This is a genomic window from Wolbachia endosymbiont of Drosophila leontia (genome assembly GCF_028981785.1).
Classification (GTDB): domain Bacteria; phylum Pseudomonadota; class Alphaproteobacteria; order Rickettsiales; family Anaplasmataceae; genus Wolbachia; species Wolbachia pipientis.
Map to the genome: position 1 here is coordinate 1 of NZ_JAPQLK010000001.1, position 11812 is coordinate 11812.

General features: G+C 34.5%; 9 protein-coding genes, 1 tRNA gene and 1 pseudogene. 2 read left to right on the forward strand and 9 right to left on the reverse strand.

Going from position 1 to position 11812, the window contains the following annotated elements:
* Positions 1 to 71: 71 nt before the first annotated feature.
* From OZD63_RS00005 to OZD63_RS00040, 8 genes and pseudogenes are all read right to left on the reverse strand, one after another.
* Positions 72 to 407 (reverse strand): annotated as a pseudogene (locus OZD63_RS00005) (P44/Msp2 family outer membrane protein); the annotation flags it as partial.
* A gap of 121 nt (positions 408 to 528) precedes the next feature.
* A complete protein-coding gene (locus OZD63_RS00010; RefSeq protein WP_077188467.1) occupies positions 529 to 2532 on the reverse strand; it encodes a type IV secretory system conjugative DNA transfer family protein in 2004 nt (667 codons plus the stop codon).
* A 30-nt stretch (positions 2533 to 2562) separates the two neighbouring features.
* Positions 2563 to 3555 (reverse strand): P-type DNA transfer ATPase VirB11, encoded by a 993-nt coding sequence (gene virB11 / locus OZD63_RS00015; protein ID WP_275007734.1) that lies wholly within the window; start codon positions 3553 to 3555, stop codon positions 2563 to 2565.
* 1 nt (position 3556) lies between these two features.
* Positions 3557 to 4999 carry a TrbI/VirB10 family protein gene (locus OZD63_RS00020; RefSeq protein WP_275007736.1) on the reverse strand — a complete coding sequence of 481 codons (1443 nt, stop codon included), beginning with the start codon at positions 4997 to 4999 and terminating at the stop codon, positions 3557 to 3559.
* A gap of 16 nt (positions 5000 to 5015) precedes the next feature.
* Complete coding sequence (gene virB9 / locus OZD63_RS00025; RefSeq protein ID WP_275007745.1) at positions 5016 to 5816, reverse strand: P-type conjugative transfer protein VirB9; 801 nt, start codon at positions 5814 to 5816, stop codon at positions 5016 to 5018.
* On the reverse strand, positions 5803 to 6483 hold the full coding sequence (locus OZD63_RS00030; protein ID WP_274979850.1) for a VirB8 family type IV secretion system protein: 681 nt from the start codon (positions 6481 to 6483) through the stop codon (positions 5803 to 5805). The genes virB9 and OZD63_RS00030 overlap by 14 nt, the downstream gene beginning before the upstream one ends.
* 72 nt (positions 6484 to 6555) lie before the next feature.
* Entirely contained in the window at positions 6556 to 7638 is a 1083-nt protein-coding gene (locus OZD63_RS00035) for a GTP cyclohydrolase II (protein ID WP_275007739.1), read from the reverse strand.
* A gap of 29 nt (positions 7639 to 7667) precedes the next feature.
* Positions 7668 to 7755 (reverse strand) — tRNA-Leu (locus OZD63_RS00040).
* 190 nt (positions 7756 to 7945) lie between these two features.
* On the opposite strand from OZD63_RS00040, the gene OZD63_RS00045 reads away from it, so the two are divergent.
* Positions 7946 to 9211: a metallophosphoesterase family protein gene (locus tag OZD63_RS00045; protein WP_275007741.1), complete on the forward strand. Its 1266-nt coding sequence runs from the start codon at positions 7946 to 7948 to the stop codon at positions 9209 to 9211.
* Positions 9212 to 9238: 27 nt separating this feature from the next.
* On the opposite strand, the gene dnaA is transcribed toward OZD63_RS00045, so the two are convergent.
* Positions 9239 to 10621, reverse strand: a complete 1383-nt coding sequence (gene dnaA, locus OZD63_RS00050) for a chromosomal replication initiator protein DnaA (RefSeq protein WP_275007743.1) — start codon at positions 10619 to 10621, stop codon at positions 9239 to 9241.
* Between the two features lie 325 nt (positions 10622 to 10946).
* Here dnaA and OZD63_RS00055 point away from each other — a divergent pair, with 325 nt between their 5' ends.
* Complete coding sequence (locus OZD63_RS00055; RefSeq protein WP_274979846.1) at positions 10947 to 11684, forward strand: type I glutamate--ammonia ligase; 738 nt, start codon at positions 10947 to 10949, stop codon at positions 11682 to 11684.
* Positions 11685 to 11812 lie beyond the last annotated feature (128 nt).

Below are 11812 nucleotides of genomic sequence, written 5' to 3' on the forward strand. Positions count from 1 at the left end.
CAACACCAGCTTGCAAATGATTGTCCTTTCCTTCACTTCTCTCCTATTACGAAGATTTTAAACAGGTTCTTATCCACTTTTACAGAAGAATACATTCCTTCTAATTCAGCCCTACAGCTGTTGTTACCCAATTCTCCTGTGTAACCAAGTGCTACATTTGCAGCAAAAGGTGGATTGTAATCTCCTTTATACTTACTTAGTGACTGACCTTTTGTGTTCTGAGCACCCCTGTCATTTATAGACAAATTTTTGATATCTGTAGTGCTTGTTTTTAGTTCACCCATGCCATTAAAAAATTGACCATAATACCCACTACCAAAGTAAAACCCTTCTGTTTCACTCGCAAAAGATTGTTGTGACAACAATAAAGCAAGTGCTGTAACCGCTAATGTTTTTTTACTAATCATTACTACTCCCCTAGTTAAAATAGCTAATCTAATACTAATTAATTAAAAATGGCTTAATATGAAAAACCTAATTATTTGCATAACTTGCACTTTTCTGAGCTAAAAATAGGCAAAGTTAACCTTACTTCTCGTCATTTTTTAATTTATCCTCATCTTCAAATTCATCCTCCTCTTCTTCGTCATCAAACCCATCATCGCTCCTATCCTCATCTTCCTCGTCATCATCTTCAAACTTATCGTCGATATCTTCATCATCAATATCTTCGTCTGCAAATTCATCTGATTCATCATATACTGCATCTTCGGTTTTAGTTTCAGCAGGATAATCAACTGAATTAGGTCCCTCAAGAACATTATTCCCCTCGTTATTAACCTTATCTTTGCTCGCAGCGGCAGAAAGAACTTTGTTTGGGTCATATGGTTCTTGTGTAGGCACACGAGTTTGTTTGAGCAGCCTTCTTGTGAAGGTGGTATCACTGTAGTACAAAATTTTCTTTGATTTAATTGGGTAAGTCGACTCTATTAAAATTATCTGATCGTCACGTGGCAACATAATAACTTCTTGAGGCAATAGCAATGCTCTCTGTATTTCAGAGATATGTAATGACCTTGAAGCAGGATTTAAATCTAAAAATTTAGGCTTATTCAACGATTCTTGTTGTACAGTTTTGTTTCCTATAAGTTGCGATATTAAATTAGCTGTTTCAATATTATTGGCTGCAAAAGTTATTCTGTAAGTCGAGTTTGACAAAAAGGAGTTCATCCCTGCTTCTTCGTATATTCCTTTGAGCTGCTCAGTATCTTGAACAATTAAGAATAACCTAACTCGATAACCACGAAAATATGCAATACCTGTTTGAAATTGCTCCATTTTTCCAAGTGTAGGAAACTCATCCATTAAAAACAATACGCCATAAGGCTCGTCATCCGATGGCAATTTTCTACATAAAAACTCAGTTGCCTGTTGGTAAAAAACCTGCATTAAAGGCCTGAGCCTAGTCAAGTTGTCAGGAGTTAAACCAACATAAACTGTAATTTTCTTCTTTTTAAAATCTAGAATATTAAAATCACTTGACGCAGTTGCGGTATCAATCAATGGGTTTGCCCACAATTCAAGTGATGAGTTCATGGTTGATACAACACCTGACCTTTCTTTATCAGCTTTTTGTAAAAAAGCTGCAATATTCATATATGCTACAGGGTGTAGTATTTTACCCATTGTATCAAGAGCAACAGCAAGATTATAAACCACGTCATCACTACGCATCGTACGCACAACTTCACCAAAAGATTTAACTTTCTCTGGTGCAGCAAGTAAGTATAATACCACTCCAACAAATAAGCTTCTTGCTTCATTCTGCCAAAAGTCTTGTTCAGGCATGATTAGGTTAGCTATTTTCTGCACATCGTCAACCATCTGCCCAGGTTTTTCACTAATCCATTGTAATGGATTGTAACAGTGACTTATTCCATCTGGCTGCGCTGGATTCCATACGTATACTTTTTGTCCTTGTCGTTCTCGCCAACCACTTGTTATTTCATAGTTTTCTAATTTTATGTCGTGTACAATTACCGAGTCAGTCCAAAATAATAAATTAGGAATTACAAAGCCAACACCCTTACCAGAACCTGTAGGTGCAAATAACAATGCATGCTGAAACCCATCAGAAATGAAGTATCCTCTTTTATCTTTACCAAGCAATAATCCCTTTTTGCTTCTTAATCCTGCTTTTCGTATGTCTTTCTCTGATGCCCACTGCGAATCTCCATGAAGTGATTCCTTCTTTTTAAATGGTCGCCACTCAATTATCCTTTCTCTTAAATTCCATAAGATAATCATTAAAACAATGATAGGCAGTGCAGAAGATATAATTAATGTGATTTTGAGCTCAAGGCTATATAACTCTGGATGATGCCAACAATATTGTATATGATCAAAAATCGTTGGCCAAAGAGCTTGAGGGAAAGGCGTCAAACTAGGATTAATTGCCTTAAAATCCACAGCATCCGGACCATCAGCAAACAGAACAAACAATATACCAGATAGATAGAAGCAAAACTCAAGTACGCTAAAAGCTACTACACCTCCTATGAGAATATTACGTAGGTGATTTCCATTACTCATAAACTACTCTTCCTTAACTTATGTATAAATTTAAGCATTTTCGCTCGCAGATCTAGTAAATAATATCTCAGAAATGCTTCTTTTGCCCCCACCGGTTCTTTTTAGCTGAATAACAACATCAATCACATTTCTAATGTATGGTATAATTTGGTCTGGAGGAATGCCAAGATTTGCCTGCATAACCATCAATTTTATTTGCTCAAGGGCCATTGTTGGACTATCCGCATGAAGGGTTGATATTGATCCAGGGTGACCAGTATTTATCGCCCTGAGAAAACTAAAAGCTTCCGCTCCACGGAGCTCACCAACTATTATTCTGTCTGGCCTTAAACGTAAGCACGCTTCTATCAAATCTTGAGTGGTTACTTTTGCTCTGCCCTGCCCTCCTTTAGAGGCAATTAGATGGACTTTATTGGGATGATCGTTCAAAACGATTTCCTTTGCATCCTCAACAGTAATAATTCTTTCCTCAGCTGGAATAGCACGCAAAGTAGCATTAGTAAAAGTAGTCTTACCAGTGGAAGTTCCACCACTAATTATAATATTTTTCTTACTTATTACAGCGTATTCTAAAAACTCTTTTATTTTTTTTTGCCTTAACAGTAAATCCAAATGACGGTCAACTGGATTATCAGTTGCTTCTGTAACAGTTTCAGAAAAAGCCCCCATTTTTTCGTAATCATCGAGTGCTAATTGCATGCTAGAAGGCTTACGAATCGACATGACTACTTTATCAGGCTCACATGCTGGCGGAAATACTATCTGTATACGATAACCATTTGGTAATGTTGCCGAAAGTAACGGCGCTTCTTCGCTAAGTTTTTGTTCTGTAGCTTGAGCAATCAGTCTGCCAAGAGATTTCAAATGGTTAAGATCGAATACTTCTAATTTTTCACACCTTATTTCACCGCGATTTTCAATCCATACTTCCTTTGGCTTATTTATTGATATTTCATTTACGCCTTCTTCTTGAAATATGCCTTGTAATGGCTCCAAATATGTATCAAGTGCAGCATAGTTCATTTCATTGATTTAATATTGCCTGTGGAGGAAATACTATATCTTGGTTAACAAATACTTTCAATGCAGTGCCTTGATCAACATAAATAGTTGGTTTTTTATCTGTATATCTGCCCACTACATCCCGCATATCTTTAGAAAAATCCTCGATTGATTTCCCGATTGCTTCATCATAAACAGACTTGCTTTTTCTTTGAATTTGTTCTAACAGTTGATTTACAATTTCCAGGCTTATATTTACCTCGTCTTCTTCAATTCCTAGTGCTTTTGCTATTTCCTCTTTCATTATTTTTAGTAAATCTTGTCTGCTTTTGGCACTCCGAATTCTTCCGATAGCCCCAAGGCCTAATTTCCATTTGTCACTAGATATCTTCTTTTCTGGGTCAATAATGAGTTGGAGAGAAGAAAAATCTATTTCGGTTGCAGTGATAGACTTTACTGCATCTCTGATAGTTAGCGTATCAACAAGATTAGAAGCCTTTTGCCCTATAACAGCAGAACCAATCGAAACACCAGCAAGTGTCACTGAAGAGAATAACGCACTTACTATTTTGTTATCAACTATTCCTGCTATTCCTGCTCTACCAAGCTCGTCAGTACTAAGTGATGAGATTGCAATATCTATTCCATGTGGCAGAATCACTCTATTCCAGTTTATATTTACACGAGATTTAGCAACATTCGAGTCAAATGAATAACTGCCTATCAATCTTGAGCCTTTAGGTATTAAAACTGTATCACCAGTTTCCGCATAAACATCTCTACTCACCATAGCACGCAGCATTCCTTGCAGATCAGAGTTTATTGCAGTTTCAAGAACAGCATCAATAATTTTACCTTGAGTAATCATTAAACCAAGCTTTCCTACCCTGGTAGCTTTGCTCGATTGTGCTGAAGTGTCGGATAAAATAGCATCAGCAGCCTTGTTCTCTCCACTACCACCTGAAATTGTTAACATTTGTGCACTACGTCTGTCTCTAGGATAACCGCCACCCCCTATTGTAGGAAATGAGGTAGGTAAATTGCCCATAACATTACTAGAAGGAAAATTTTGCTTTGGCAAAATAGGTATATTTGACGCAGAAGTTTCTTTTGGTTTCTCTTCTTCTTTTTTAATTTGTTTTATTTCTGGTACGATTTGTGGTGTAGGAAGAGGAGGTAAGGGTGGTAAGGAATCGGTTATTATTCTTTCAGGAACCATTACATTATCTGGAACTTGTTCCAACTTTCCTTTCAATTCTTGAACGTTTTGCTTTGTTTCCTCTTTTTCAATAACTTCTGAACCCTCTTTATGAGAAGGACTAAAATAGAGATAATACACTCCACCAACCAGAAGTACTAAAATAATGACCATCAATGCCCTATGACCTTGATTAGAGCCAACTGTTACTACCTTATTCTCTATTTCTGATTCATCTTCTGAATTGTTACGCCTTTCTTTATTCATATTGCATGTACCACAGCTAAAGTGACCTATTTATAATTTCAACTTCACCATCTTCATAACGCATAAATAGCTTTTTATGTACTCCTTTTGTTATAACATAATCATCAAATAACAGCCTTTTACGAGGTTTATCCTCCCCTTCTACAAAAACCTGAGGTATTTTATTATTATTTCTAAATTTTAAATAGGTTAAATAACCATCATCAAATAACTCGATCGGAACTATATCCGCATTACCACCTTCATCAATATATGTATAATTGTACTTCGTATCATTTTCTTGTATTATTTTTTCTAGCTTGTCTGTAGTATATTGCATTTGAGTGGGTAAAGAAACCTCATCTAAATCAACATCAAATTCACCTTCTTCTTGAGGATAATAAAAACGTACTACGTAAGATATATCCTTTTCAGCAGAATAGTCGTGATCCACTTTCTTAGCATCAGTGTCCGGGTATTTATCGTAGTTTGGCCTTGAGATTAAATCAAAAATGTAATTTCTTTTTTTAGTTGTCGTAATAATCATGTTAGTGCGACTACTAACTTCAAATGGCATGATAAGCAATTTATTGTCATAAGGGTTAATTTTCCAACTTGATGCATCACCAACAGCGATATTTTTAACTTTTTCTCCTTCCGCAAATTCAATATAAGAATAGTAACCCTGACTAAAAACCACCGTAAATACTTCATTAGGGCTATACACAAAAGTCTTTATTCTACTATCTACAGAAATAGGCTCATTATAATTAATGGATGCGTTTAAATTGCCACTGACAAGTAAAGCTAAAACTAATAATATCCTATACATATTCATCATCTACTCTATATGAAATAACTTGAAATCCTAATGGGTTAATATATCTTTGCTGATCATCCATTTCAAGCGATGCATATCTATATGACGTAATAACTATCTTATTTTTTCTCGTAGAACTTCCATCTTTCCGTGTAAATTCCACAAAAAATCTCACCTGAAGGGCATCGTTACCCAACTTTTGAATTGAGCGAATTTTAAATTCACTTTTGGTATCTGAATATAAATTAAAAAGATCATCCATATTCTGCGATCCTACATAATTTCTAAATTCATTATACACATTAGGTGAGGAAAACAACCTCACCTTTGTATAATAGTTATAATTATAATGATATGGATCAAAAACCTCCCTTGCTTTTATATACTCTGAAATAAAATAATCGTTTAGCGCTTCATCTGCAGAATACTGTTTTACTGTGACAGGATCAACCAATTGCACTATTCCTGATTTCTTGTCAATTTCTATAACAAATGGCTCAATAGTGCTACTTGTGCTAATTTTAAATATGACTAATATGCTGATAGAGATCGTTGCTAATAATATTAATGCAAATAAAAGTAGAGTATTCCTTTGAGCAATAACTGTGCTGTAGCGGTTTGAATTCCAATTTATATCCTTATCTAAGGATTCAGTATTTTTTTCTCGCTTAAAAAATCTTAGCATTTTAGTATTCCCAAAAATCTTAACTTATGTTAATAAACGTAGCAAATTAACAAAGTAGTTACAGCAAAAAAGCTAAAAAACTCTTAATCTATGGCCTAATTTACCAAACTTTGTCTCCATATATGAATCGTTATATTTATTACGTTCCACAATAAGTGGTAGACACTTTGTAACTCCTATACCACTACTTTCCAATTCTGACAATTTCCTATCATTGTTTGTAAGTAATTGGATTTTGTTAATGTTCAATTTCTTAAGCATTTTAGCTGCAACAGCAAAACTCCTTTCATCATCTTCAAAACCCAATGTTCTATTTGCATCAACAGTATCAAGATTATGTCCTCTTTGCATACTGTACGCTCTTAACTTATTAGTTAAACCAATGCCCCTTCCATCTTGCATCAAATACAATATAATACCACTTCCAGAGTCAGCTATCATTTGAATTGCTTGATGTAACTGACTTCTGCAATCGCACGACAAGCTATCTAACAAGTCACCCGTATAACACGAAGAATGAATTCTTACTAATGGTTCGCCATCTTTATCTGGATTGCCAATGATAATTGCATGATGTTCTCTTCCACCACTTTCGGTTCTATAAGATATGATATTTACTTCTTGAGTCTGTTTTAAAAATAATGATGTTTTGCACACTTCATATACATCCTGATTTTCTTGAAAATTATTTATGAATGACGTGTCCAGTGCAATAACGTCATTTTTCTCGCACCAATTTCGCATTTCATGATTATTCTCAAAAGTCATATCAGCCACTAACGCGTATGGCAATAATCCTGAGAACTTAAGCAAGGCAATAGCACATTCATCTATTGTCTTTGAGCATTGCAACTCTTTTATACAATCTTCCTTTGAACAGTTTATTAAATGGAGCAGTTCATCAAAATTATTCACCAACAGACGTTTGCTGTTATGTTCTTTATTCTGAGATATGTATTTTACCTTACTTGAAGTTAAAGTAACATATACATTGCTTGATATAAGCTTGTATTGATTAAATAAATCTCTTTCTAAAGCCTCAGCAGCAGCAAACAATAGATAACTACTTTCATCATATATTACAATTGGCCGACCGCGCCTGATTTCGCTGATAGCTCTTTCTACCTTATTGCTACTCTGATTTCCTATAAACATTTTTACCCATATTAAACAGCGATAAAAACTGGTGCGGCCGAGAAGACTTGAACTTCCAAGGCCTTATGAGCCACAGCGACCTCAACGCTGCGTGTCTACCAATTCCACCACGGCCGCACTATATTCTAGTTTTTATATAATTATTTTAAATTACTTAATCATTTTAGAATTTTTCATCTAGAGTGTCAATCTGATACTAGAATAATTTAGAAATTGTTTGTATAATTTGATTATGAATTTTGTGATTATAAATTTTAATCATTTAAGATAACCTTACTACTAATTTTTAACTTAGGTTTTTATACAAATGAATATAGCTAATATCTTTATTTTTTTAGCTCTCTCTCTTATAACTAGCTTTCACTTCGTCCATGCACAAATATTATACACATGGTCTCAAGTTATCCCAGAAAATAAACTAAGCATACGCGCAATTACGGACAATGACATGTGTCCCATTGTTTATGTTGATGGCAAGGAAACAGAAATGCTGAATCGCAGCTCAATTAACAATGGTGATCATAACGAAACAGTTTGTGAACTGACAGTACAAACAAGTGCCAAAGACGTTAGTATTGAGGATCTACGGGTTCCTATATTACCAAAAAAGGTTAATAAAATTGCTTTCATTGGTGACACGGGCTGTAGAATAAATATGTTATTTCAGCAGGAATGTAATTCGGTAGATAGCTGGCCTTTAAAAAAAAATTTAGACTCAATTGCCCTTCATAAACCAGATTTAATTATCCATGTTGGTGATTATCATTATAGGCAAACAAGATGTAGAAATACAAAAAAGTGTGGCGATATTTATGGATATAATAAAGAAGCTTGGTACGCTGATTGGTTTGAGCCTGCAAAGGATATTTTATCACAATCCCCTTTCCTTTTTGTTCGTGGAAACCATGAGAGTTGTGATAGAGCTTATGAAGGATGGTTCAGGTATTTAGATTCATACCCCTTTTCGTCTGAAAAATGTGGAAACTTCGTTTCTAGTTGGTCCTTAGATGCTGGACCGATGAAATTTTTTATCTTCGACTCTTCATCCGGTGAGGATATTTTTACAACCCAAAGCACAATTGATGCTTTTGAAAGGCCATTTGATAAATTGATACAAGATAAGCCCACGTGGTTTTTAACTCATAAACCACTTTGGAGATCTCCAAAAAAAGAATTTTTGACATTAAAAAGCCATGGCAATCTTACACAAATTGAAGCTTTTGGGGATAGATTTCCAAGCAATGTTACTACCATAGTTTCCGGCCATATTCATATAGCCCAGATTTTATTAATGGATAATGTTCCAGACCAGATTATAGTTGGAAATGGCGGTTCATTACTACACGCTCAAGATCAAGAACCTGTTTACCAAAATGTAGAATTTGACTATTCAAATGGTAGAAACTACTTAGCACACGAAGTTAGAAACTTTTTCGGCTTTGGCTTTGCAATACTAAACTTAGATGATCACAAATTTACCCTCTATAACCAAGATAATAAGGAAATGTATTCTGCGAAGCTAACAGAAGATTTTAAACTTAAACGGATTAAAACTATAGTCGATTCATTTTAGGATTTGTTATTAGCTATTTTAAAAACGCTACTTAAACATTTTTTTTAATCGATTGATTTCATCAGCAAATTTTGAGTCGGTCTTTATAAAATTTTCTACTTGTTTTACTGCATGTATAACAGTAGCATGGTCTCTGCCACCAAAGTTTCTCCCAATATCTGGTAGGCTTTTTTGCGTAAATTTTTTGGCAAAATACATAGCTATTTGTCTTGGCCTTGCAAGACTGCGAAGCCTTCTATTGGATTGCATATCTGCAACCTTTATATTGAAAAATTCAGCTACTTTCTTTTGTATTTCTTCTATTGTGACTGACCTATGATTTGACCTAAGAAGATCGATTAGGGTTTCACTAGCTGATTCTACCGTCATACTTCTTCCAATTAATGAGGTATGGGTAACCTTATTTAATGCTCCTTCTAATTCTCTTATATTAGATTTTATGTTCCTTGCTAAAAACTCTAGGACATCTTTCGGAACATACATATTCATCTGCTCCACTTTTGCCTGCAATATACCAAGCCTCAATTCAAAAGTTGTTTCATTAATATCTGCCACCAACCCCCAACCGAGTCGTGATTTTATTCTTTCTTCTACTCCATCAAGATCACTAGGAGACCTATCAGCTGATATAACCAATTGTTTATTTTGGTCTATCAATGCATTGAAAGTGTGAAAAAATTCTTCTTGTGTACTATCTTTACCACTGATAAATTGCACATCATCTACCATCAATACATCTACTGATCTAAATTGCTCTTTAAATAACATAATATCTTTGCTTCGCAGCGCTGTAATATATTGGTACATGAATTTCTCTGCTGATAAATACACCACTTTTCTTTTTGCTGATGGGGAATTGACTATGTGCCAAGCTATAGCATGCATTAGATGTGTTTTACCAAGTCCCACTCCACCATATAGAAACAAAGGATTGCTGCCTAATATTGGATCTATAGATTCTGCCACACGCTTTGCCGCTGTAAATGCTAATTCATTTGACTTTCCTACCACAAAATTATCAAAAGTGAATCTGGGATCCAGTGGTGAACCAAGATTATGATTACTTTCCTCTCTGTTTTTTAGTATAACATTAGAATTTGAATCCCTTTCTTCAATCACTTGAATATCAATGGAACATATACTTTGATCCTCGCTTTGCCATAATGATAATATTTTTTTCATGTAATGAACTGTAATCCACTCTTTTATAAACCTTGTTGACACGGATAAAAGAACTTCCCCATTTCTGCTACTGACAAATTTTAGTGAACTCAGCCAGCTGTTATATGTTGCTTCTCCATAAAGATTATAAAGACAATTTTGGATTTTTTCCCAAGTAACATTGTGATCTGTTACTGTAATAATCTGATCAAAAAACACAGTAGAAACCTTAGGGCTAGTTAAGTTCATATACCACACCAAGAAAAAACAATAATCAGAAAGATGCAAGATAATCAACAGCTTACTGCAAAATGAAAAGCTAATATTACTTAGTACATACTAAAAATTATGGTGATTTTTTGATGAGTTGTAAAGGGTATAAAAACACTAAAATTGATCATTTTTATTTCAAAAAAATGAAAAATTTGTAAATGTCGCTTGTATCGAGGATTAGAAGCATGCTATTAAAAACAGTAATACATTATGTATAAATAAGATGTTAAATTTACTGGCAAATAAGTAAAGTATTCATATAAATATAGCTAACCTAATATAGATTTACTGAAGCAAATTTATGATTATATTAAGTAATTTGAGTTATTATGCTGTATTCGGTATTGAACTAGAGTTTTATATTGAGGGAATAGAAAAAGAATATTTATTTCTGAATAGCATCAAAAATAAAATAGCATCTCTTGAATTTTCTTGCGAGAAGGAGAATTCTACACATCAATATGAGATAAAAAGTGGTTACTATACGAACTCCGACAATTTAATCAAGCATTTCGAGTTAGCAAAACAATTACTTACTGAAGTAGCACAAAAACTTGGCGGGAATGTTTCTTTTAAAGCAAAGCCTTATTTGGATAGAGCAGGCAGCGCATTAAATGTGCATGTTAATCTCGTGAATTCAAATAACGATAACTTATTTTATAGCAATGAGCAAAAGTACAGAGACTATCTGATTCACAGTATTGGTGGATTATGTGCAATGATGAAAAAACATATGTTGTTCTTTGCTCCAAATGATGATTCATATTTAAGATTTCAGTACCCGGATATTCACACTCCAACTACGATTAGTTGGGGAGTAAATAACAGAACTGCTGCGATAAGAATTCCCTATTTTGGCAACGATTCCAAAAGATGCCGCCTAGAGCACCGTGTTCCCGGAGCAGATTGTGACCTTGAAAAAGTACTCACAGCAATAATTGAAGGTATAGTTTTTGGTATAGAGAACAAAATTGCTCCGCCAAATAGAGTGTATGGCATTGCATCTGATCCTCAATATAAGATGGAGAGGTTAATATAACAACTATCTATCAAATCCTAATCCGTTAAACCTCTTTTGGGTAATTTGCTGTTCTAGCATTTTTCTTAGAACCTGTTTAAAATCTTCGTAATAGGAGAGAAATGAAGGAAAGGACAATCATTTGCAAG